Raw genomic sequence first — 23,549 nt, forward strand, 5'->3', positions numbered from 1 at the left:
TGCGCGTCAGCGCTGCTGGCGCAGGTCGGTCACGCGGCGCAGCTTGCCGCCCTCGCTGCGCGGCAGGCTGCCGGGCTCGCAGGGCTGGCAGCGGATGGTCACGCCCACCTGCTCCTTGACCTGCCGCTCGACCTCGGCGGCCAAGGCGGCCGCTGACACGGCCGGGGCCGGCACCTCAAGTTGCAAGGTCAGTTCGTCCAGCAGGCCGGTGCGGGTCAGGGTGACGTGGTAGTGCGGACTGGTCTGCCCCAGGCGCAGCAGCGCGTCCTCCAGTTGCGCCGGGTACACGTTCACGCCGCGCAGGATGATCAGGTCGTCACTGCGGCCCCGCACGGCGTCCATGCGGCGCAGGGTACGCCCGGTACCGTTCGGGCCGGGCAGCAGGCGCGTGATGTCGCCGGTCCAGTAGCGCACGAGTGGCAGGGCCGTGCGGGTCATGGAGCTCAGGATCAGCACGCCCCACTCGCCGTCCGGCAGGGGCTCGCCTGTCTGGGGGTCCACGATCTCGGGATAGAAGTGATCCTCCCAGACGTAACTGCCGCTCTGCTCGCGGACGTCCTCGTTGCTGACGCCGGGGCCGATGATCTCGGACAGGCCGTAGATGTTCGTGGCGCGCACGCCCAGGCGCTCCTGCACGGCCCGGCGGGTCTTTTCCGCCCAGGGTTCCGCGCCCAGCACCGCGTAGCGCAGCGCGAGGTCACCGGGAAGGACGCCCCGCCGCTCCAGTCCCTCGGCCAGCACGAGCGCGTAACTGGGCGTGCAGGCGATCACCTCGGGTTGCAGGTCCAGCAGCAGGTCCAGTTGCCGTTCGGTGCCGCCGCCCGAGACCGGGACGGTGCACAGGCCCAGCCGCTCGGCCCCGGCGTGGGTGCCTAGGCCGCCCGTGAACAGCCCGTACCCGTAGGCGTTGTGGAAGGTCATGCCGGGCCGCGCGCCCGCCGCGTGCAGGCTGCGCGCCACGACCTCCGCGAAGACATTCAGGTCGTGCCGGTCGTACGCGACGACAGTGGGTTTACCGCTGGTGCCGCTACTGGCGTGAATGCGGCGCAGGTCGGGGCGGGGCGCGGCGCACAGGCCCAGCGGGTAGTGTGCGCGCAGATCGTCCTTGCGCGTGAATGGGAAGGCCCGCAGGTCATCCAGGCTGCGCAGGTCGCCGGGCGTCAGGCCCGCCCGCGCGAACCGCTCCCGGTACGCAGGGACCCGCGCGTCCTGAAGGGCCAGCATCTGCTGAAGTTGCGCCAGTTGCAGGGCGCGCAGGGACGCAGTGGGCATCGCCTCCCGGTCCGGCTGGAAGAAGGGGGGGGCGGCAGTCAGATCATCGGCATCGGCGGGCAGGTCGGACACGGGCGTCCTCCAGTCGGGAAGTGGGGCGGTTCAGGGGTGGGAAACGCCCGCAGTCTAGCGCCGGGCGCGCGGGAGCGTCCCGGTCATCCGGCAGGTCCTGTCCGTTCGGCAGGCCGTGTTGGTCCGGCAGGCCGTCCTGCTGCGGGCGGTTCAGGCCGGCGGGGCCAGGACAGGTCCGCTGGCGGGCAGCGTGAACGTGAAGGTCGCGCCCTGGCCGGGTTCGCCGCTGGCGGCCCAGCTGCCGCCGTGGCGCATCAGGATGCGACGCACGTTGGCGAGACCCACGCCCGTCCCGCCGAACTCCTCGGGGCGGTGCAGACGCTGGAACACGCCGAACAGCTTGTGAGCGTAGCGGCCGTCGAACCCGACGCCGTTGTCGCGGATGTGAACAGCCCAGCTGCCGCCCTGGGGTTCGGCCCACACGTCGATCACGGCCCGTTCCCGCTGCGAGGTGTATTTCACGGCGTTCCCGATCAGGTTGAACAGCACCTGCCGCAGCAGGGCGGCGTCGCCCTTCACGCTGGGCAGCGGCGCCACGTTCCACTGGATGGCCCGGCCCTGCATGTCGGGCGTCAGGTCGCGGCGCACGTCCTCGGTCAGCGCGGCGAGGTTCACCTCGTCCACGCGCAGTTCCTGACGGGCGGTGCGGGAGAGGTTCAGCATCGCGTCGATCAGCTCGTTCATGTGCGCGGCGGAATCCGAGATGACCTTCAGGGCGCGGCCCGCCTTGGGGTTCCCGTCCAGCGTGTCGCCCAGCGCCTTGCGCAGCAGGTCCGAGAAGCCCGCGATGTGCCGCACGGGAGCGCGCAGGTCGTGACTGACCGAGTACGCGAACGCTTCGAGTTCCTCGTTCGCGGCGTGCATGGCGGCGTTACTGCGTTCCAGTTTGTCACTGTAGTGGCGCAGGTCCATGACGCTCTGCGCGCGGTCCAGCGCCAGGGACAGGCTGTGCGTGACGCTGCTGAGCAGCGAGCGGTCCGCGGCGCTCCACTGCCGGGCGTGAAACTGCCCGATGCAGAACACGCCGATGGGCTCCCCGAGCAGCGTGATGGGCAGGCAGGCGGACGCCCCCACGACACTCTCGGTTTCGGGCAGGCCATCGGTTTCCGCGTCGTAGGCACTCTGGTAGTAGGCTTCACCGCTGCGCCAGGGCGTGATCAGGTTCAGGCTGCGTTCGAAGTCCAGTCCGGCGTCCACGGCGGCCTGCAACCCGGGGTTATGCAGGTTGCCGACCTGGGCGCGCAGCCTCCAGAGGCCGCCTTCGGGTTCGTAGTACACCGCGAACCCGTCGGCCAGCAGGGACAGCGCGACCTCCTGCGCCCGGCGGATCAGGGCGTAGCGGTCCTCCTGTGCGCCCAGGTCGGCGCTGAGCTGCGCGAACGCTTCCAGCGAGCGGGTCTGGGCGTGCAGCGCGGCGTTCTGGTCGCGCAGCAGTTCATCGTTCGCGCTGCGCTCGAGCGCCATGCTGAGACTGCGGCCCACCGCACGGAACACGCTGCTTTCCCGTTCGTTCCAGTCGCGGGCGGCGCGGTGCGCCATGACCAGCAGACCCACCAGCCGGGGGCCGCTGTACATGGGGTACATCGCCATAGCCCGGAACCCATGGTTGCTGCTGAATCCGTCGGCCGGTCCGTCCCAGTTGGGAATGAACACGGCCGTACGCGCCTGCATCAGCTGGTGCGAGCTGGGAGCGTCCATGCTGACACCCGCCCGCAACTGCCCGGTCAGGTCGGCGGGCAGGTCGTCTGGCAGCGCCGCCGGGAACCACTGCTCACCGCGCGGCACGAAGTATCCCACGGCCACGCTGCGCAGGGTGGCGCCCAGCACGTCAGCGGCCCAGCTGGCCAGTTCCGATGGGTCGCGGCTGTTCATGGCCTGCTCCTCGAAACTGACGAACGCGGCCAGCGCGGCGCGCTCCTCGGCCAGCTGCTGCACGTGCCACGCGCGGTTCAGAGCCAGGTGCAGGCTGCGGCAGGCGGCAGCGAAGATCCCGCGTTCCAGCGCCGTCCAGGCGTCGTGGCTGGTGGTGCCCACGCCGATCAGGCCAACCAGTTGCCCATCACGGTGGAAGGCCTGAAGGGCCACGGCGCGGTAGGCGTGGGTGCTGGGCAGGTGCTGTTCGGCGGCGTTCCAGTGATCCACGAAGACCGGCAGGCCGCTGCGGATGGCGTCTAGGAACACCGGAGATGAGGACGGCAGACCCGCCTGGTCGGGGGCCAGGATATCCGGGTGGGCGTCCCCGGACAGGAAGCGCACGCTCCAGGTATCCGTGCGGCGTTCCAGGTACGCGACGGTCATACCGGGCATCAGGCGGCGGATGCCCTGTTCGGCGCTGCGGATCAGCGCGTCGGGTTCCAGATCGGCGCCCAGTTGCTCGGTCAGTGTCATGAAGGCGCGCAAGACGGTCTCGCGGTCCTGGCCCCTCAGGCCACCGCCCAGCCGGGGCGTGCGGGTCAGCGCGGCGCAGATCAGCGGCCCGGTGGCGCGCAGCAGCGCGCGGTCCTGCTCGGTCAGGGGCGTGCCGGGCCGCAGGTGCAGCCGGGCCAGCGGCAGGCCAGGAACCGCCGTGCCCAGGTTGATCTCGATGGTCTCTCCGTCCGGGAACGGTTCGGCGTTCGGATCGTGTGGGTCGCCCGCGAAGCGCAGGTCCACGTGCCCGCCGAAGCCCCGCAGGGCGTCACGCACCTGCGGGGGCGTACTGGCGGCGGCCAGGGCGCTGGTGACCTCCTGCCAGCGTTCGAACAGGGAGGAGGTGAAGGCCGTCATACCGGCGCAGCATACTGCCCCGCACCTGACTGGATTCTCGCAGGACAGGCCGTTTGGCCCGGAAGTTTCTTCATGGTTGCTTCCCGGCTGCTTCCTGACGGGGGCGTGGGGGCACCCACCGGGACGTGCGGGCGCACACGCGCACATGCGTGGGTCTGATAAAACAGAGGCGTGATTCTGCCGCAACTGAAAACCCGTACCCGCGTGCAGCATGAGCAGGCGGAAGCCAGTCTGGACCTGATGAACCCTCACCTGACCCGTGAGCGGTACGTGCAGGTGCTGCGGCGCATGTGGACGCTGTACGTTCCGCTGGAAGACCGTCTGGGAACGCTGCTGGGACCGGCCGGGCGCGCGGCGCTGGACTGGCCGGCGCGCCTGAAACGCCCACTGCTGGAACGCGACCTGCGGGACCTGCGCAGCCCGCTGCCGGACGCCCCGGGCGGGGCTGGGGACAGGCTGGAGTTCCTGCAGGCCGAGGCGGACGCCTGGGGCGCGGCGTACGTGCTCGAAGGCGCCACGCTGGGCGGGCAGTTGCTGCGCCGCCACCTGGGCACGCAGCTGGACCTGGGCGCGGGGGGCGCGGCGTTCTACAGCAGCTACGGCGAACTGGTCGGGCCGCGCTGGAAGGCGTTCGGCGCGGCGCTGGAGGCGCGCGGCGCGGCCGATGCGGACCCGGCGGCGTTCGCGGAGCGGGCCGTGCAGTCGGCCGGGCAGACGTTCGGGCTGTTCATCAGCGGCCTGTCCGTGCCGGAGGTTCTACCGGCCCTCCGGCACGGGCAGGCCGGGGGGACGCTGTGACCGGGCCGGACGGTCAGGGCCGCGCCGCTGAGACGCCCGCGCTGAGCGTGCAGGTGGCGCGCCTGGGTGAACCGGCAGACCTGACCAACTGCGACCGCGAGCCCATCCACATTCCCGGGTCGGTGCAGCCGCACGGGGTGCTGCTGGTCCTGCGCGGCAACGTGGCCACGCAGGTCAGCGGGAACACCGAGACGCACTTCGGGCTGGGCGTGCCCGAGGTCCTGAGTGGCGGCCTGGGCGCCCTGCTGGACGGAGAAACCCTGGCGCGGGTGCAGGGGGCCCTGGCGACCGAGTCGCTGAACGACAATCCGCTGTACCTGCTGACCACGCCAGTGCGCGGGCGGGGGCTGTTCGACCTGATCGCGCACCGGCGCGGACAGCAGGTGATCCTGGAATTCGAGGCGGCGCGGCCCGGCCGGCCTCCGGTCGACAGTTACAGTCAGGTGAAGCGTTCGGTGGCGCGCCTGAACGCCACCGTGGACCTCACGGAGTTCGCGGCGGCCACGGCCGAGGAGGTGCGCCGCCTGACCGGGTTCGACCGCGTGATGGTGTACCAGTTCGCGGAGGACGGCACGGGCACCGTGATCGCCGAGGACCTGCGCGGCGACCTGACCCCGTACCTGGGGCTGCGGTACCCGGCGTCGGACATCCCTCAGCAGGCGCGGGCGCTGTACGTGCAGAACATGCTGCGCATCATCGCGGACGTGACGTACGAACCGGTCCCGATGTTCGCGCGCCAGGGCGAGGGCGTCCCGGACGAGGTGGCCGCGCCGCTGGACATGAGTTACTGCGTGCTGCGCAGCGTCTCCCCCATTCACCTTCAGTACCTGAAGAACATGGGCGTGAACGCCTCCATGAGCGTCAGTCTGGTGCGCGGCGGGGCGCTGTGGGGCCTGATCGCCTGCCATCACACCGAACCCCGGCACCTGCCGTACGACGTGAGGTCCGCCTGCGAGTTGCTGGGGCAGGTGGCCAGCGTGCAGATCAGCGCCCGCCAGGAGCAGCGCGACCAGTCGTACCAGTTGCAACTGAAGACCGCGCAGACGCAACTCGTGGAGCGCATGGCCGAGGAGAACGACCTGCTCGAGGCGCTGGTGGGCAGCGGCATGAACCTGCTGCACTTCATCGACACGCCGGGCGCGGCCGTGTGCCTGGACGGCGAGGTGGTCCTGCTGGGGGCCACGCCGTCCCGGGCGCAGGTGACGGCGCTGACCGGGTGGCTGGACACGCAGGCGGACGTGGACATCCTGCACACCCAGACGCTGGGAGAACTGCACGGCCCGGCGCAGGAGTACGCCGGCCGCGCCAGTGGCCTGCTGGCCGTGAAACTCTCGCACAGCCGTCACGATTACGTGATGTGGTTCCGGCCCGAGGAGTTGCAGACCGTCACCTGGGGCGGCGACCCGAACAAACCCGTGGAAGTCAGTGAGGACGGCACGGACCGCCTGACGCCCCGGCAGTCGTTCGCGGCGTGGCAGGAAACCGTGCGGGGCCGCAGCGCGGCCTGGCAGACAGAAGAGCTGCTGGCCGCGCGGGCGCTGCGGCGGGCGATCATGGCGGTCGTGCTGCGCCGCGTGGAGGAACTCGGGCAGCTGAACGATCATCTGGAGCGCAGCAACGCCGACCTGGAACGCAGCAACGCCGACCTGGACGCCTTCGCGTACATTGCCAGCCACGACCTGAAAGAGCCGCTGCGGGGCCTGCACAACTACTCGGTGTACCTGCTTGAGGTGTACGAGCAGCAACTGGACGAGGACGGCGCGGCGAAACTCAGGACGCTGGTGCGGCTCACGCAGCGGATGGATGACCTGATCGACTCGCTGCTGCTGTACTCACGGGTGGGCCGCGTGGACCTGAGCTTCCAGCCCACTGACCTGAACAATCTGATGGCCGACGTGCTGGAAGTCATCGCGCCGCGCCTGGAGCAGCTGAACGTGCAGGTGCAGGTGCAGCCGGACCTGCCGGTCCTGACCATCGACCGCGTGCGGGTGGGCGAGGTGCTGAGCAACCTGATCACCAACGCCATGAAGTACAACGACAAGGCGCAGCCGCAGGTGCAGGTCGGGGCGATCCTGCCCGACGGGCGCGCCGCGCACCCGGACCTGCGCGTGCCGGACGGCGTGCCCGCGTACGCCTGCGTGCTGTTCGTGCGCGACAACGGCATCGGCATCCGCGAGAAGCACTTCGAGAACATCTTCCGGATCTTCAAGCGCCTGCATGCCCGCGATCAGTTCGGAGGTGGGACCGGCGCGGGCCTGACCATCGTGCGGAAGCTCGTGGAGCGGCACGGCGGTCAGATCTGGGTGAGCAGCGAGTACGGTCAGGGCAGCGTGTTCTACTTCACGCTGGAGGCCTGAAGTGTCCCCGAGGCCTGTGCTGGTCGTCGAGGACAGCGACGAGGACTACCAGGCGACCCTGTGGGCCATGCAGAAACTGGAACGCACCGATCTGCTGGAACGCTGCACCGACGGGGACGACGCCCTGGACCGCCTCTCGGACCGCGCGCAGTCCTGGCCGAAACTGGTGCTGCTGGACCTGAACATGCCCGGCACCGACGGACGCGAGGTCCTGGCCTTCATCCGCAGCACGCCGTACCTGCGGTCCCTGCCGGTCGTGATCCTGTCCACCTCGGCCAGTGAACGCGACGTGAACGACTGCTACCAGCTGGGCGCGAACGCCTACCTGATCAAACCCGTGAACTTCGCGCAGTACACCGAGCAGCTGCGCATCACTCTGGACTTCTGGCTGGGCCTGGCGCAGCTGCCCGAATCGGCGGAGGGGCCATGACAGGCACTGAAGCGCAGTCCGGCAGTCAGGCGCGCGGCGCGGAGGTCACGCAGCCGCAGGCCATTCTCCCGCTGCGGATCCTGATCGTGGACGACAGCCCCGAGGACACCGAAACGTACCTGCATTTCCTGCGGCACTGGCCCGGGCGCGAGGTGCACGCGCAGGCCACCGCGCTGGGCGAAGACGCGCTGGACGCCCTGCAACGCGGCGCGCCGGACGTGATCCTGCTGGACTACCAGTTGCCGGACATGACCGGCCTGGAATTCCTGAACGAGGCCCGCCCGGACTGCGCGGTGATCATGCTGACCGGCGTGGGGGACGAGCAGGTGGCCGTGCAGGCCATCCGCGCCGGCGCGCAGGACTACCTGGTGAAGGGCCGCCTGAACGCCGACCTGCTGCGGCAGACGCTGCTGCGCGCCCTGAACACCCACGACATGGCGCGGGAACTGCGGCGCTCGCAGGCCCGCACGGCCGCGATCCTGAATTCCATCACCGACGGGTTCGTCGCACTGGACGAAACCGGGCAGGTCATGGAACTCAACGGCGCGGCCGAAATCCTGCTGGGCACCACCCTGAACGCCCTGCGCCGCGCCCCGCCCCCCTGGCACGGCAACCCGGACTTCACGGCGGCCATCGAACGCGCCCGGCGCAGCGCGGAGATGACCACCGCCGAACTGCGCCTGCCGGAGCAGGACCGCTGGCTGCACGCGCGGCTGTACCCGTCCCGCACGGGCCTGACCATGTACCTGTACGACGTGACCGCCCGCCGCGAGGCCGAGCAGCGCGAGCAGCGGCACTCGCGGCGCATGCAGGGCCTGTACAACGCCGCCGCCACCCTGAACACCGTCCGTGAACGGCAGGACGTCCTGACCGCCATCGTGCAGGTCTCCCAGGCACTGGTGCGCAGTCCGCTGGTGATCCTGGCCACGCCGGACGCCGCCGGCGACTGGCTGCTGACCGGGCAGGACGGGCCGGTCGAGGCGCTGACCGCCCTGCCCGGCGCGGCCGCGTTGCAGGCCGGACTGCAACAGGCCGTGCAACCCGAGCAGATCGGATCCTGCGGTGACGGCTGGACCACCCTGACCCTGACCCGGCCGCGCGGGACTGCCGGGCAGCCGGGCAACGCCGCCAGCACGGACGACCTCACCGGGAACCTGCTGGGCGTGCTGGCCTTCCAGCCGCCGCAGGACGCCGAGCACAGCGACGACACCCGCACGCTGCTGCTGACGCTGGCGCAGATGCTCTCGCACGCCCTGACCCGCTCGGCGCTGTACGAGGCGGACCGCGAACACCGCCAGACCCTGGAAGCGCGCGTGCAGGCCCGCACCGCCGCCCTGGAACGCAGCAACCGCGAGCTCGAACAGTTCGCGTACGTGGCCAGCCACGACCTGAAAGAACCGCTGCGGACCATCAGTTCCTTCACTCAACTACTGCAAAACCGGTACGGCCCGCAACTCGACGACCGGGCGCGGCGCTACATCGACTTCACCGTGGCGGGCGCGCAGCGCATGTCCACCCTGATCGAGGACGTGCTGGCCGTCAGTCGCCTGAACACCCAGCCCAGCATCCCCACCCTGACCGACCTGAACACCCTGGTCGGGCACGTCACCGCGCAGCTTCAGGCCCTGATCGACGAGACCGGCGGTCAGGTGCAGGTCGGAACGCTGCCAAGACTGATGGTGGACGCCACGCAGTTCACGCAACTGTTCCAGAACCTGATCGGAAACGCCCTGAAATTCCGCCGCCCCGACCAGCCGCCGGTCGTGCAGGTGCAGGCCCACGCCAGCGAGGACGGCTGGATTTTCACCGTCACCGACAACGGCATCGGCATCGAACCCGAGTACCACGACCGGGTGTTCGTGATCTTCCAGCGCCTCCACACCCGCGACCACTACGCCGGGAACGGCATCGGGCTGGCCCTGTGCCGCAAGATCGTCGAGGGACGCGGCGGGACCATCTGGCTGTCACAACCTGCGGCGGGAGGCACGGCCGTGCAGTTCAGCGTGCCCTACCGCGCCGGCGACACCCGGCCCGCCTGAAGCGGCTGAGCGCGCCAACGATACAGTCAGCGGCGCGCTCAGCCGCTTCAGGCGGCGGGATCGGTCAGCGGTTCTGAGGGAAGCCCAGGTCGACCTTGCTGCCTGCCGGGTCGGGCCAGCGGGACGTGATGACCTTCGTGCGCGTGTAGAACTTGACGCCGTCCGGGCCGTACATGTGCGTGTCACCGAACAGACTGGCCTTCCAGCCGCCGAAGCTATAGTACGCGACCGGCACGGGAATGGGGACGTTCACACCGACCATGCCGACCTGACACTCGAACTGGAACTGCCGGGCCGCGCCGCCGTCCCGCGTGAAGATGGCCGTGCCGTTCCCGAACTCGTTGTCGTTGATGAGCTTCAGGCCCGCCTCGTAGCTGGGGACGCGCACGACGCACAGGACCGGCCCGAAGATCTCGTCGCGGTACGCGTCCATGTCCGGCGTGACGTGGTCGAGCAGCGACACACCCAGGAAGAAGCCGTTCCCGCTGAACTGCTGTTCCCGGCCGTCCACCACTATCTTCGCGCCCTGCTCGGCGGCGCTGCCGATGTACCCGGCGACCTTGTCTCGGTGCTCACGGGAGATCAGCGGCCCCATCTCGTTCGCGGCGTCGCTGCCCGGCCCGACCTTCAGGGCCGGCAGGCGCGACGCGATGGCGTCCACCAGTTCGTCCGCCACGTCCCCCACGGCCAGTACCACGCTGATCGCCATGCAGCGCTCCCCGGCACTGCCGTACGCGGCGCTCACAGCGGCGTCGGCGGCCATGTTCACGTCCGCGTCCGGCAGGACCAGCATGTGGTTCTTCGCGCCGCCCAGCGCCTGCACGCGCTTGCCGTGCTCGGTGCCCTTCTGGTAGATGTACCGGGCGATCGGGGTGGATCCGACGAAACTCACGGCGGCGATGCCCGGGTGTTCCAGCAGGGCGTCCACGGCGACCTTGTCGCCGTGAATGACGGTGAACACACCGTCCGGCAGGCCCGCGCGCTGCAACAGGTCCGCGATGAACAGGCTGGCGCTGGGGTCCTTCTCACTGGGTTTCAGGATGAAGGCGTTCCCGCAGGCCAGCGCGTTGGCGATCATCCAGAGCGGCACCATCGCCGGGAAGTTGAACGGCGTGATGCCCGCCACCACACCCAGCGGCTGCTGGATGGAGTACACGTCCACGCCGGTACTCGCACCCTCGGAATAGCCGCCCTTGAGCAGGTTGGGAATCCCACACGCGAAATCCACGTTCTCGATGCCGCGCGCGATCTCGCCCAGGGCGTCGCCGTGCACCTTGCCGTGCTCGCGCGTCAGGATGCGGGCCAGATCGTCACGGCCCGCGTCCAGCAGCGCCCGAAAGCGGAACATGATCTCGGCGCGCCTGCTGAGCGGCACGGTCCTCCATGCCTTCGCGGCGGCGCTGGCGGCCTCCACGGCTGCGCCGATCTCTTCCACGCTGGCGAGATCCACGAGGCCCTGCACTTCGCCTGTCGCAGGGTTGAACACCCGGGTGGTGCGGCCCGACGTGCCGGGCGTCAGCTTGCCGTTCAGCCAGTGGTTGATGGGCGCGGGTTTGATAGCGGTGTCGGTCATGGGGACTCCTGGGGCAGTGGGAGATGAGGCAGGTTGGGACAGGCGGGCGGCGTCAGTCAGCGGCGACGGGCGCGCCGATCAGCTGATCCACGAGCGCGAGGGCTTCCTCGTACGCGGCGAGGCCCTCGTCGAGTTCCTCGCGGGTGACCACGAGGGGCGGGCAGACCCACAGGAAGTTGAAGCGGCTGTAGGCGTACACGTGCCTGCTCTTGAGATGCGCAGCGAGGCGACCCATCTCGGGCGAGGTGCCGTTGAAGGGGGCCAGCGGCTCCTTGGTCGCCTTGTCCTTCACGAGTTCGATGACGCTGAACAGGCCCTTGTAGCGCACGTCGCCCACGCAGGCGTACTTCGCTTTCATGGCTTCCAGGCGCTGGCCGAGGTACTCGCCGAGTTCGCGGGTGTGCTCGAACAGCCCCTCGTCCTCGTACACCTGCAGGTTGGCGATGGCGGCGGCCAGCGAGACGGGGTGGCCGCTGTAGGTCAGGCCGCCCGCCAGGAAGTGCGTTTCGAAGAAATCGGCGATGGCGTCCGTGACCACGACCGCGCCGAGCGGCATGTACCCGCTGGTCAGCCCCTTGGCGCAGGTGACGATGTCGGGCTTAATGCCGTAATGCTGCGTGGCGAGCCACGTGCCGGTGCGTCCGAAGCCGCTCATGACCTCGTCGTCGATCAGCAGGATGCCGTACTTGTCGCACAGGGCACGGAGTTTGGGGTAGTAGTCGTCGGGCGGGACGAGCAGGCCGTTGCTGCCGGTGATGCCCTCGACCATGATGGCGGCGATGGTGTGCGGCCCTTCCATCTGGATGATCTCCTCGATGTGGGACACGCACTCGCGCTTGCAGCTCTCAACCTGCTGGCCGAAGGGGCAGCGGTAGCAGTACGGGTCGAAGGCGCGGACGATGCCGGGCACGCCGGGCTCGACCGGCCAGCGCCGGGGGTCGCCGCTGGCGGTCATGCTGCCCATGGTGGCGCCGTGGTAGCTGCGGTAGCGCGTGATGATCTTGTCGCGGCCGGTGTACAGGCGGGCGATCTTCATGGCGTTCTCGTTCGCCTCGCTGCCGCCCAGCGTGAAGAAGCTCTTGCCGAGGCCCGTCACCTCGCGCAATTTCTTACCCAGCGTCGCGCGGACGTCGGTGGCGAAGCTCGGCCCGGCGAAGCACATGGTGTCCACCTGCGCCTTGATGGCGTTCAGGACGGCCGGGTGCTGATGCCCGACGTTGATGTTGATCAGCTGACTGGAAAAGTCCAACCACGTGTTGCCGTCCCCGTCATAGAAGTGGCTGCCCTTGCCGCCCGTCATGTGAATGGGGTTCGTCTGCGTCTGCACGCTCCACGAGAACAGGGTGTGCTCGCGGTTCTGCTGGATGACCTCGTGCGTGTCTGGGTGAGCGTCTGGCATGGGTGAAACCTCCGGAATGACAGGGTGAACCCGGCAGTGTGCAGGGAGCAGGTTTTAGAAAGCAAAGCGGAAACCGAATGTTGCCCGGAGTGTAGTTTTTTGCGTGCTGGAGCGGCAAGAGACAGTCTGTCCAGTCGCGTGGTTTACGTCCGCTCGGCGGCGCTGAGGGCCTCGCCCGCCTCGCTACGGGTCAGTTCCAATGCCAGATGCAGGCCCAGTTGCCGGCGGGGTTCGTCCAGGTCCGGCAGCATGGCGCGCAGTTGCTCCAGGCGGTAGTACACCGTCTGGCGGCGCACGCCGAGGCGCCGCGCGGCCTCGGCCATGTTGAAGTTCGTGTTCAGCAGCGCGTCCAGGGTGCCCAGCAGCGTCGAGCGCGGGCGGGCCGGGAGTGCCAGCAGCGGCCCCAGCTGCGCACGCAGGAACGCCACGCTGCGCCCCGTCTCGGCCAGCGCGTCCAGCAGCGGCGCGAGGCTCGGGTCCAGCGCGGGGCCGCCGTGGTTCAGGATGCGGGCGTGCGCCGCGCGGGTCAGGGCCGCGAAACTCACCTCCTCGCGGAACACGATCAGCGGCAGCCCGTGCAGGCGCGACGCGCCCAGCAGCGCCGGGGGCACCTCACGGAACACCTGCACGAGTTCCAGCGCCAGCCCGTGCGCGCCCCGCTGCGCCAGAGACGCCACGAAGCCCTCCAGTTCGCCGTCACCCATCCGCGCGAGCAGTGAGCCCGTGGACAGCAGCAGCTCCCCGCCCGTCAGGAACCGCGCGGCGTCCGCGACCTCGGACACGTGCACCCAGGTCACAGGCTGATGCAGGTGCGCCTGCCCGCTCACGACCTCCGCGCCCGCGAACGCCGGAAGCGTCAACAGTTCCGCCAGCGTCGGCAACATCGGATCCTCCAGTCGAACAGGCGTCATGGTGGCTTCAGTGTGCGCCTTTCCGGCCCGGACGTCAGGAGCTCCGGGCAATCCAGTCCATGGTGCGGGTGGTCAGGTCGTCGAGGGCCTGCACGCTCAGGGCGAGGTGGTCCTCGCGGGTGTCCTCGATCTTGTTGTGGCTGATGCCGCGCAGGGACTGCACGAACAGCATGACGGTGGGAATTCCTGCGCGGGCGACCTCGGCGGCGTCGTGCAGGGGGCCGCTGGGCAGGCGGTGCGTGGCGGGCGTGACGGTCAGGATGCTGGCCTCGGCGGCGTCGATGAGCATGGGATGGAAGGGGATGGGTTCGATATTCCAGAGGTACCCGAAGGTGACGGTGCACCCGGCATCCTGCGCGAACTGCGTGGCGGCGTCCTGCGCGTCCTGCCACATGGCGGCGAGGCTGCCCGCGTTGAGGTGGCGCTGGTCGAGGGTGAGTTCGCAGGTCTCGACGACGCTGGTGACGATGCCGGGCAGGGTCTTCACGCTGCCGACCGTGCACACGCCCCCGTGCCGCGCGGCGATGTCGTAGATGGCCTGCCCGAAGCGTCCGGCGGCGAGGAAGGCGTCCCGGCGGACGTTCATGGGCGTGCTGCCGCTGTGCGCGGCCTGCCCGTGGAAGGTGACGGTGTGCCGCTCGACGCCGACCGTGCCGAGCACCGCACCCAGCGGAAGATCCAGGTGTTCGAGGACGGGTCCCTGCTCGATGTGCAGTTCGAGGTACGCGGCGGCGTTCTCCAGTTCGGTGCGGGCGTTCGGGGCGTCGGCCAGGGTCACGCCCACGCGGGCCAGTGCGTCTTCGAGGCCCACGCCGTCGCGGTCTTTCAGTTTGCGCATCTCGGTCACGTCGAGGTTGCCCCCGGCGGCGCTGGACCCGTACAGGCTACGGCCGAAGCGGGCGCCTTCCTCGTCGGCCCAGTCCACGAGTTTCAGCGTGACGGGCGGGCGGCCCCCGTATTGCTCGTTCACGCGCCGCAGGACTTCCAGGCCCGCCAGGACGTTCAGGCACCCGTCCAGCCACCCACCGTTCGGGACGCTGTCCAGGTGCCCGCCGATCAGCAGGGCGCGTTCGCTCTCGCCGGGCAGGGTCGCCCACCAGTTCCCGGCGGCGTCCATGTGCTGCGTGACAGGCAGGGCGTCCAGCCGCTCTTTCAGGAACGCGCGGGCCGCGACCCAGGTGTCCGTGAACGCCACCCGCTGCGCGCCCTGCTCGTCCCCAGTCAATTCACGAAGGGCCTTGAGTTCGTCGATGGTGCGTTGTGGATCAAGCATGCGTCTCCTTCGAAGACAGTTGAAGGTTGAAAGTCGATAGGTGATGGAGAACCACCCTCTAAGAGCTCTGGGCTTCAGTTACACGTGTCCGGGAGAAGCGCCCGAACCCGCTCCACTTCCGCCCAGAGCTCCTATTGCCTTCTCGCTCCGCTCGGGGTGATGATGCAATCATCACCCGGCAGTTACTTATCAACTTTCAACCATCAACCATCTACTTCTTGCCGGTGGCTTTTTCCCACACCTTGTACGTGACGGCGGCGGGGCTGGGGTCGCTCTTGAGGATGCCGAGGCTTTTCAGGAGCGTCACGTTGGCCTTGTACGTGGCGGGGTCGAGGTACCCGGCGCGGCCCTTCAGGGTGGGGCCGGCGTTGTACAGCTTGGCGACCTCGGTCATCTGCCAGGTCTGGTGTCCGGCGGCGCTGGAGCGGGTGCCCGAACCCTTGCAGGTGTTGCCGCAGTTGATCAGGACGGTCTGCACGGCTTCTTTCTGGTTCTTGACGGCGTAGTTCCAGCCCTTGATGGTGGCGCGCACGAGTTTGGCGGCGATGTCCTCACCGCTCTGGCCGCTGCCCTTGAAGTTCTTGTTCGCCAGGGTGCGTTCGGTAGTGAACATCAGGTCTTCGAGCAGGTTGATGCCGTAATCGCTGGCGTTGAAGATCTGGAGTTTGTCGAGCGGGTAGCCGAGGCCGACGATCTGATCGACCTCGTTGTAGGTCATGGCGGACACCAGATCGACCTTGTCAGGGAAGACGATGCTGGGATCAAAGGGGTACGTGACGGCCTGCACGCTGGGGTTGCTGGCAGTGCTATCCAGACTGGTGGTCAGGCCGTACTTCTTCAGGAGGGCCACGGCGGGGTACTCGTTCCCGCTGGGCCACACGCCCACGCGCTTGCCCTTGAAGTCGGCCGGGGTCTTGAGGCCAGCGGATTTCAGGGACACGAGGGTGTACCCGCTCTTCTGGAACAGCTGCGCGATGTGCACGACCGGGATGCCCTGCTGGCGGGCGGTAAGCAGGTCGGTGATCCAGGTGGTGCCGAAGTCGGCGGTGCCGGTGGCGACCGTCTGGATGGGGCTCTGGTCGCCGGTCGGCAGGAACTGCACGTCGAGGCCCTCGGCCTTGTAGTACCCCTTGGCCTGCGCGACGAAGAACCCGGCGAACTGCGCCTGCGGGAACCACTTGAGCTGCACCTTGACGGGCACGAGTTTCTGCGCGGAGGCGCTGGAGGCGGCGGTCAGGAGCAGGGCGGCCAGGATCAGGGTGCTGCGTTTCATGGGAACCTCCGGGGAGTGGGGGGGCGCGTTCGGGTGAAACGGGGGTCAGGAGCGGCGCGGCAGGAACCGCGTTTCGGCGGCGCTGACCAGCGAGAAGAAGGCAATACCGGCAATACTGGCGAGCACGATGGCGGCCCACACGACGTCCAGTCCGAAGCGGCCCACCTCGATCTGAATGCGGAAACCCAGGCCGTGCCCGTTCGTACCGAAGAACTCGGCGACGATGGCGGAGATCAGGGCCAGGGTGCTGGCGACTTTCAGCGCGCCGAACACGAATGGCAGCGCGGTGGGAACCCGCACGTCCAGGAAGGTGCGGGTGGGGGCGGCGGCGTAGGTGTGCATCAGGTCCAGGTGCAGGGGCGAGGCGCTCTGCAGGCCGCGCACCGCTCCCACCACGACCGGGAACAGGACCGTGACGGCCACGACGACCGTCTTGCTGGGCCAGTCCAGGCCGATGGCCTTCACGATCACGGGGGCCAGCGCCACGATGGGAATGGAACTGAACAGCGCCGCGTACGGCAGCAGCCCGCGTTCCAGGAACCGGAAGCGCACGACCAGCAGCGCCAGCGCCAGCCCCAGCACGGTGCCCGCTAGGAAGCCCAGCAGCGCCTCAAGGACGAAGGTGGTGTAGGTGTCCTGAAGCAGCACCGTGCGGGCGTTCCACAGGGCCGCCAGCACGCGGGTGGGCGTGGGGATCAGCCCGGCAGGCACGGCGTAGGCGCGCAGCAGGCCCTCGGCAGCCAGGACGGCCAGCAGGCCGGTCAGGAGGGGCGGGGCGACCCGCGCGGCGCGTGACATTCCCTGCGCCGCGCCGCGCACGCCCAGCGCCCCCACGGCCAGCAGCGCCAGGATGCCCGTCAGCCACGCCCGCGCATCTGGGGCCGTGCCCTCGCCAGGGGCGGGGAGGGTCAGGCACACCAGCAGCAGGCCCCCCACGCCAACGAGCAGCGCGGCGGCGGTGAGCAGCGCCGCGCCGGGGCGGGCGGCCGCCGTGCGGGCGGGGGGACGGGCGGGGGTCATCGTCTGCTCCACGGGGTCACCCACCTCTCCAGCGCGTTCACGAGCGCGACCAGCGTGACGCCCAGCAGCGCGCCGTACCCCATGATCACCCACAGGGCCACCGTGTCACTGGCGCGCGAGTTCTCGGCGAGCATCTTGCCCAGCCCGGAGAACGAGATGGTGCTGATCTCGGCGACGATGCTGCCCACCAGCGCCGCCGTGACCGACACCTTCAGCGCCGTGAACAGGTAAGGGAGGCTGGCCGGAAAGCGCAGCAGGCGGAAGGTCTGCACGCCGCTGGCATGGTAGGTGCGCATCAGGTCCACGTGCAGGGCGTCGGCGCTGCGCAGGCCCCGGCTCATGCCGATCGCAATGGGAAAGAACGCGATGTACGCCGCAATAATCGCTTTCGGTAGGAAGCCCTGCACGCCGTACTGCCCCAGCAGTACTGCCAGCATCGGCGCGATCGCCACGACCGGCACCGTCTGAGACGCAACCAGCCACGGCAGCGTGGCCCGCTCGAACGAGCGGCTGGCGACCAGCAGCAGCGCCAGCCCCAGTCCCGTCACGGTCGCCAGGACCAGCCCCAGAAGCGTTTCCCCGGCGGTGACGCCCACGTTGTACGGCAGCGCCAGCGGCGACGTGACCGGCGTACTCAGGCGCGCGAAGCCCTGCGCGAGCTGCGCCGGGGCGGGCACCACAGGGTTGCGCAGCTGCGAGGCGCAGGCCAGCGCGGTCCGGCAGTCGAGTTCCGCGCCGCTGGCCAGGGTGCGTCCGGCCGGGCCGACGTTCGCGGCCAGCATCAGCGGCCAGTACAGCACGGCGCCGATCAGCGCGACGATCAGCATCGGCCCGAGGCCCGCCAGCCACGAGGGGCGGGCAGCAGTCACGGCTGTCCCCGGTTCAAGCGTGACCCTTTTTCAGCAGTTCGCGGATCTCGGTGGCGTGCGTGAAGAAGCGCGGGTCCTCGCGGGTGTCGTCACTGCGCGGGTGCGGCAGGTCGATGTCCACGATGCCCTCGATGCGGCCCGGGCGGGCGGTCATGACGACCACGCGCGTACTCAGGAACACCGCTTCCGGAATGGAGTGCGTGACGAAGATGACGGTCTTGCCCGTCTCGCGCCACAGCCGCAGCAGTTCCAGGTTCAGATGCTCGCGGGTGATCTCGTCCAGCGCCCCGAACGGTTCGTCCATGAACAGCAGCGGCGGATCGAACGCCAGCGCGCGGGCAATGCTCACGCGCTGCTGCATCCCGCCGGACAGCTGCCAGGGGTAGTTCCGTTCGAACTTCTCCAGCCCCACCAGTTTCAGCATCTCGCGGGCGCGGGCCAGGCGGTCGCCGGGCACGTTCATGACCTCCAGCGGCAGCAGCACGTTCTTCAGTACCGTCCGCCATTCCATCAGCGCCGGGGCCTGGAACACGTACCCGTACTGCCGCTCACGGCGGGCCTCGTCGGCGGTGCGGCCCGCGATCAGCAGTTCCCCGCCGGTCGGCTGTTCCAGGTCGGCCATCAGACGCAGCAGCGTGGTCTTCCCGCAGCCGCTCGGGCCGATCAGGCTGATGAACTCACCCTTCTGAATGCTGAGGTTCGCGTCCTGTAGGGCCACCGTCTGCCCGCCGGGCACCGGGAACACTTTCTGCAGGTCGCGGATGGACACGATGGGCGGCTCGTTCTGTGGTGGACTGGCCTGCGGGGTCGGGCTGGTGTACGTCACGATTCCTCCTTCAGACTCTGTATCAGCGAACTGTCACTCACGATTTACCGCCGCAGCAGTTGTCCGCGCGCCGGGTCGCCCACGAACTCACCGCCCTGCACGGCCACCTGACCGCGTACCGTGACGACCTCGGGGCGCCCGTCGATCTCCCAGCCCTCGTAGCCGCTGTAGTCGGTGTTCATGTGGCTGTTCCCGGCGCTGATGGTGCCCCGGTACGCCGGGTCGTAGATCACGAGGTCCGCGTCGCTCCCCACGCTGACCGTGCCCTTGCGGGGGTACAGGCCGAAAATCTGCGCGGCGCGGGTGCTTGCGGCGTCCACGAAACGCTCCACACTCAAAGTTCCGCGGCTGACGCCCTGCGTGTACAGGACGTTCACGCGGTCCTCCAGGGCTGGAATGCCGTTCGGGATGAGTGTGAAGTTCCCGTCGCCCATGTGCTTCTGCGCCACATCAAACGGGCAGTGGTCCGTGCCGACCGTGGCAATGTCCCCGCGTTCCAGCGCCGCCCACAACGGAGGCTGATTGCCTTTGTCGCGCAGTGGCGGGGACATGACGTACTTCGCGCCCTCCACGCCGGGCCGCTCCGCGTAGGTCTTATCCAGCGTCAGGTGCGGAATCACCACCTCCACATCCAGGTTCACGCCGCGCGACCGGGCGTCCAGCGCCGCCTGAAGCGCGCGGGCGTTACTCAGGTGCACCACGTACCCGTGCGCGCCCGTCATCTCCACGAACGTCGCAAAATGCGCGGTGCCCTCCGCCTCCACGCTCTCAGGGCGGCTCGGCTCGTGCCACTCCGGGCCGGTCTTCCCCTCCGCCATCAGTTTCTGTTGCAGTTCCGACACGAGATCGGCGTTCTCGCAGTGCGCCGTGACGACCACACCCAGTTCCGCCGCCAGCCGGCATACCCCGTACAGCGCAGCGTCGTCGATTCCGAACGCGCCCTTGTACGCCAGGAACACCTTGAAGGACTTCATGCCCTCCCCCACCAGCTCGCGCAGCGTCGCCTCCGTCTCCGCGTCCCAGCGGGTCACGCCGATATGGAAGGTGTAATCGCAGGCGCTGTTTCCTTCCGCCATGCCTGTCCAGGTGCGCCATCCGTCCATCAGGTTCTCACTGCCGCCCGGCGCGAGCATCTCGATGAAGGTGGTCGTCCCGCCGATCAGCGCCGCCTGCGACCCGGTCGCGTGCGTGTCCTTGGCGAACGTTCCCATGAACGGCAGGTGGATGTGCACGTGCGGGTCGATGAAACCGGGGAACACGAACCTCCCGCTCGCGTCGATCACGGTCGCGCCGTCCGGCACGCTCAGGTTCTCCCCGATCTGCGTGATGGTCTCCCCTTCCACCAGCACGTCCGCCCTGAAGCGTTTCCCATCCGTGACAATCTCGCCGTGTTGAATGAGTAGGATCATGCAGTTCACTCCTCTTGGCTGACGAACCGGACAGGTCGTCCCTTAAACTCAACCTCGACTTCAAACACGGTGACGCTCTGCTGAGTGAGCCGGACCAGATGGTCAGCCACTTCGGTGACCAGGGCATGTGCCCGCTCATAGGTAACGTTCCCGGACACGATGACCTGAATACCGACCATCTCGTCGTAAAACCGCAGAGAGGCATCATCCACCTGAAGGCTGTGTCCCGGGCCGGGACCGTCGGCGGAGGGGGTCTGCGGCAACCTCAACAGCTCTGGGTAGCGGGCCGGACTCCATTCAAACCAGCCGTTTTCGGCGTCCTGAATTAGAAATTCAAACGACCTCTCTTCCATACTCAGTGGATCTCGATGCCGACTTCTTCGCGGTAGGCCTGCATGGCGGCCCAGCTCTGCGCGATTTCGGGGCGCTGGGCGGTCAGTTCGTCCCAGGTGACGCTCTCTCTGCCGCTGGGGACGGTGACCATGGTGATGCAGCCGTCGACGGGACAGACGTTGGCACACAGGGCGCAGCCGACGCAGTCACTTTCGCGGACGACAGGGCGGGGGCGGGTGTCGGCGACCTGTCGGCCGTTGGTTCTCATGTCGTAGCCGGGGTCGACGGTGACGCCGCCGGGGCTGACGAGGTCGATGCACTGGTGGGCGGTATCGTTGCAGGCGGCGTAGCACAGGTCGCAGCCGATGCATTTGTTCTGGTCGATGCGCGCGACGGACTGGTGGCTGAGGTCCAGGCCGCCGAAGGTGCTCATCTGCGGGAGGCTGCGGCCGGTCACGTCGGCGATGGTGGCGAAGCCGTGGTCGTCCATCCAGTTGCTCAGGCCGTCGGTGAGGTCATCGATGATGCGGTAGCCGTGCTGCATGGCGGCCGTGCAGACCTGTAGGCTGCTGGCGCCCAGCAGCAGGAATTCGGCGGCGTCGCGCCAGGTGGCGATGCCGCCCATGCCGCTGATGGGCACGCCGCTGCGCAGCACGCCTTCATCGGTCATGAGTTCGGTCAGCATATTCAGCGCAATCGGCTTGACGGCCGGGCCGGCGTACCCGCCGTGCGTGCCGCGCCCGCCGATGCTGGGCGTGATCAGCAGCGTGTCCAGGTCGACGCGGGTGACGGAGTTGATGGTGTTGATGAGGCTCAGGGCGTGGGCGCCCCCGGCTAGGGCAGCGTGGGCGGGGTCCACGATGTGAGTGATGTTCGGCGTGAGTTTCACGATGACGGGCAGGCGGGTGACGCTGGTGACCCAGTGGGTGTTCAGCTGGCACATCTCGGGCACCTGTCCGACGGCGGCGCCCATGCCGCGTTCGCTCATGCCCTGCGGGCAGCCGTAGTTGAGTTCGATACCGTCGGCGCCGGTGTCTTCGATCATCATGACGATGTCTTTCCAGGCCTGTGGGTCGGCGTCCACCATGGCGGATACGATCACGGCCCGGTCGGGCCACAGGCGTTTGATCTCGGCGATCTCACGCAGGTTGACGTCCAGGGGTCGGTCGCTGATCAGTTCGACGTTGTTGATGGCGAGCATGCGCTGCCCGCCGATACTCAGGCTGCCGTAGCGGTTGCTGATGTTCAGGACGGGCGCGCCGATGGTCTTCCAGACGGCGCCGCCCCAGCCGTATTCGAAGGCGCGGTGGATCTGCGCGCCGCTGTTCGTGGGTGGAGCCGAGGCCAGCCAGAAGGGGTTGGGGGAGCGGATGCCGGCGAAGTCGATACTGAGGTCAGCCATGGTGGGCCTCCGTGGCGGGCGCGTGGCCCGTGGGCGTCTGGCCTGGGCCGGTCGGGGCCGCGTTTCTCGGAACTGGGCCGTGCGCCGCGAGGTACAGCGGGTGGTCGCGCACCTCGGCGGGCGGCGTGGGTTTCAGGGTGACGCGGGGCGTGCGGCCCAGGGCCTGCTCGATGCTGGCGGCGGCGATCTTGCCGTCCTGCACGGCCATGACGGTGCTGGCGTTCCCGCGTGCGCGGACGCAGTCCCCGGCGGCATACACGCGCGGCAGGCTGGTCTGCAGGGCGTCGTCCACCCGGATGTACCCGCCGTCCAGTTCCAGGCCCAGCGCGGCGGCCAGCGCGGGTTTCTCCTGCCCGATGGCGCTGATGACCGTGTCACACGGGATGACGAATTCACTGCCGGGCATGGGTTCCGGGCGGGCGCGCCCCGAGGCGTCGGGCGCGCCCAGGCGCATGCGGACGCACTTCAGGCCCGTCACCTGCCCGTTCTCGTGCAGGACTTCCACGGGCTGCGTCAGGAAGCTGAAGCGGATGCCTTCATGAAGCGCGAACTCGTACTCGTGGCGGTAAGCGGTCATTTCGTGCTCGGTGCGGCGGTACACCATCAGGGTGTCCGCCCCGGAGCGTCGGGCGATGGTGGCGGCGTCGATGGCGGTGTTCCCCGCTCCGATGATCACGGCGCTCGCCCCGACGCCGGTGGGCCGCTCCATCTTGCTGGCTTCGATGACGTCCAGGCCGTCCAGGATGTACTCCTCGCCGGGAATGCCGATGGCGGGCACGGCGCCCAGGCCCAGCGCGAGGATCACGGCGTCGTGCGTGCCGAGCAGTTCGTCCAGGCCCGCGCGGCTGCCGAGTTCATGCCCCTGGACGACGTTCACGCCCAGGTCACGCGCGGCCTGCACCTCGCGCAGCGCCACCTCGACCGGTTCGCGCAGGACGATGATGCCGTAGGTGCTCAGGCCGCCCCCCAGTTCGCGTTTCTCGTACAGCGTGACCTCGTGCCCGGCCTTTGCCAGTTCGGCGCTGGCGCTGATCCCGGCGGGGCCACTGCCGACCACGGCGACCCGGTGCCCGGTGGCGGGCGCGGGCGTGAACAGCTGAATCCCGCGTTCCTGCACGTGGTCGACGGCATGGCGTTGCAGGCGGCCGATCTGGATGGGCGTGTGGTCCGCGCCAAGCACGCACGCTCCCTCGCAGAGTTCCTGCACGGGGCACACGCGGGCGCAGGTGCCGCCCAGGAAGTTGCTTTCCAGGATGGTGCGGGCCGAGCCGCGCAGGTTCCCGGTACTGATCTTGCGGATGAAGCCAGGGATGTCGATGTGGGTGGGGCAGGCCTGCAGGCAGGGCGCGTCGTAGCAGTACAGGCAGCGGTCGGCCTCGACAGCGGCCTCGTGCGCGGTCATGGGCGGCAGGAGTTCCTGCGGCGGGGTGGGGTGGGCGGCTGGGGGGGAACTGGGAGCTGATTCCATGACTGACCTCGCATCGCGTGACGTGGGGGCGGGGTCGGTTCGGCCCTCTCGGGAGCAGA

At 68.9% G+C, this 23,549-nt stretch carries 18 protein-coding genes; 4 read left to right on the plus strand and 14 right to left on the minus strand.

Features of this window, described 5'->3' with window-relative positions:
• Positions 1–6: 6 nt before the first annotated feature.
• Together M8445_RS15385 and M8445_RS15390 are read right to left on the minus strand one after the other, a co-directional pair.
• Positions 7–1,272: an AMP-binding protein gene (locus tag M8445_RS15385; RefSeq protein WP_273991287.1), complete on the minus strand. Its 1,266-nt coding sequence runs from the start codon at positions 1,270–1,272 to the stop codon at positions 7–9.
• Between the two features lie 222 nt (positions 1,273–1,494).
• Positions 1,495–4,110 carry a GAF domain-containing sensor histidine kinase gene (locus tag M8445_RS15390; RefSeq protein WP_273991177.1) on the minus strand — a complete coding sequence of 872 codons (2,616 nt, stop codon included), beginning with the start codon at positions 4,108–4,110 and terminating at the stop codon, positions 1,495–1,497.
• A 171-nt stretch (positions 4,111–4,281) separates the two neighbouring features.
• Between M8445_RS15390 and M8445_RS15395 the strand changes: the two genes are divergently transcribed.
• Genes M8445_RS15395 through M8445_RS15410 form a run of 4 tightly spaced genes read left to right on the plus strand, consistent with a single transcriptional unit; the run spans position 4,282 to position 9,734 of the window.
• Positions 4,282–4,908 (plus strand): biliverdin-producing heme oxygenase, encoded by a 627-nt coding sequence (locus M8445_RS15395; RefSeq protein WP_273991178.1) that lies wholly within the window; start codon positions 4,282–4,284, stop codon positions 4,906–4,908.
• The gene (locus tag M8445_RS15400) at positions 4,905–7,265 is read left to right on the plus strand and encodes an ATP-binding protein (RefSeq protein ID WP_273991179.1); all 2,361 of its coding nucleotides are present in this window, start codon (positions 4,905–4,907) and stop codon (positions 7,263–7,265) included. The genes M8445_RS15395 and M8445_RS15400 overlap by 4 nt, the downstream gene beginning before the upstream one ends.
• Position 7,266: 1 nt before the next feature.
• Positions 7,267–7,695, plus strand: a complete 429-nt coding sequence (locus M8445_RS15405; RefSeq protein ID WP_273991180.1) for a response regulator — start codon at positions 7,267–7,269, stop codon at positions 7,693–7,695.
• On the plus strand, positions 7,692–9,734 hold the full coding sequence (locus M8445_RS15410; protein WP_273991181.1) for an ATP-binding protein: 2,043 nt from the start codon (positions 7,692–7,694) through the stop codon (positions 9,732–9,734). The genes M8445_RS15405 and M8445_RS15410 overlap by 4 nt, the downstream gene beginning before the upstream one ends.
• 64 nt (positions 9,735–9,798) lie before the next feature.
• On the opposite strand, the gene M8445_RS15415 is transcribed toward M8445_RS15410, so the two are convergent.
• From M8445_RS15415 to M8445_RS15470, 12 genes are all read right to left on the minus strand, one after another.
• On the minus strand, positions 9,799–11,307 hold the full coding sequence (locus M8445_RS15415; RefSeq protein ID WP_273991182.1) for a CoA-acylating methylmalonate-semialdehyde dehydrogenase: 1,509 nt from the start codon (positions 11,305–11,307) through the stop codon (positions 9,799–9,801).
• A 52-nt stretch (positions 11,308–11,359) separates the two neighbouring features.
• Positions 11,360–12,706 carry an aminotransferase class III-fold pyridoxal phosphate-dependent enzyme gene (locus M8445_RS15420; protein ID WP_273991183.1) on the minus strand — a complete coding sequence of 449 codons (1,347 nt, stop codon included), beginning with the start codon at positions 12,704–12,706 and terminating at the stop codon, positions 11,360–11,362.
• A gap of 143 nt (positions 12,707–12,849) precedes the next feature.
• Positions 12,850–13,617 carry a PucR family transcriptional regulator gene (locus M8445_RS15425; RefSeq protein ID WP_273991184.1) on the minus strand — a complete coding sequence of 256 codons (768 nt, stop codon included), beginning with the start codon at positions 13,615–13,617 and terminating at the stop codon, positions 12,850–12,852.
• A gap of 34 nt (positions 13,618–13,651) precedes the next feature.
• On the minus strand, positions 13,652–14,890 hold the full coding sequence (locus tag M8445_RS15430; protein WP_273991185.1) for a Zn-dependent hydrolase: 1,239 nt from the start codon (positions 14,888–14,890) through the stop codon (positions 13,652–13,654).
• A gap of 211 nt (positions 14,891–15,101) precedes the next feature.
• Positions 15,102–16,163: an ABC transporter substrate-binding protein gene (locus M8445_RS15435; RefSeq protein WP_273991186.1), complete on the minus strand. Its 1,062-nt coding sequence runs from the start codon at positions 16,161–16,163 to the stop codon at positions 15,102–15,104.
• Between the two features lie 45 nt (positions 16,164–16,208).
• Positions 16,209–17,207, minus strand: coding sequence for an ABC transporter permease (locus tag M8445_RS15440; protein WP_273991187.1), 999 nt, complete (start codon positions 17,205–17,207; stop codon positions 16,209–16,211).
• The gene (locus M8445_RS15445; RefSeq protein ID WP_273991288.1) at positions 17,180–18,010 is read right to left on the minus strand and encodes an ABC transporter permease; all 831 of its coding nucleotides are present in this window, start codon (positions 18,008–18,010) and stop codon (positions 17,180–17,182) included. The genes M8445_RS15440 and M8445_RS15445 overlap by 28 nt, the downstream gene beginning before the upstream one ends.
• A 55-nt stretch (positions 18,011–18,065) precedes the next feature.
• A complete protein-coding gene (locus tag M8445_RS15450) occupies positions 18,066–18,878 on the minus strand; it encodes an ABC transporter ATP-binding protein (protein WP_345386218.1) in 813 nt (270 codons plus the stop codon).
• 44 nt (positions 18,879–18,922) lie between these two features.
• Entirely contained in the window at positions 18,923–20,287 is a 1,365-nt protein-coding gene (gene hydA, locus M8445_RS15455; protein ID WP_273991188.1) for a dihydropyrimidinase, read from the minus strand.
• A gap of 5 nt (positions 20,288–20,292) precedes the next feature.
• The gene (locus M8445_RS15460; protein ID WP_273991189.1) at positions 20,293–20,640 is read right to left on the minus strand and encodes a hypothetical protein; all 348 of its coding nucleotides are present in this window, start codon (positions 20,638–20,640) and stop codon (positions 20,293–20,295) included.
• A 2-nt stretch (positions 20,641–20,642) separates the two neighbouring features.
• The gene (gene preA / locus M8445_RS15465; RefSeq protein ID WP_273991190.1) at positions 20,643–22,022 is read right to left on the minus strand and encodes an NAD-dependent dihydropyrimidine dehydrogenase subunit PreA; all 1,380 of its coding nucleotides are present in this window, start codon (positions 22,020–22,022) and stop codon (positions 20,643–20,645) included.
• The gene (locus M8445_RS15470) at positions 22,015–23,490 is read right to left on the minus strand and encodes an NAD(P)-dependent oxidoreductase (protein ID WP_273991191.1); all 1,476 of its coding nucleotides are present in this window, start codon (positions 23,488–23,490) and stop codon (positions 22,015–22,017) included. Before M8445_RS15470 ends, preA begins: the two co-directional genes overlap by 8 nt.
• Between the last annotated feature and the right edge of the window lie 59 nt (positions 23,491–23,549).

This window comes from Deinococcus aquaticus, assembly GCF_028622095.1.
GTDB classification, from domain to species: domain Bacteria; phylum Deinococcota; class Deinococci; order Deinococcales; family Deinococcaceae; genus Deinococcus; species Deinococcus aquaticus.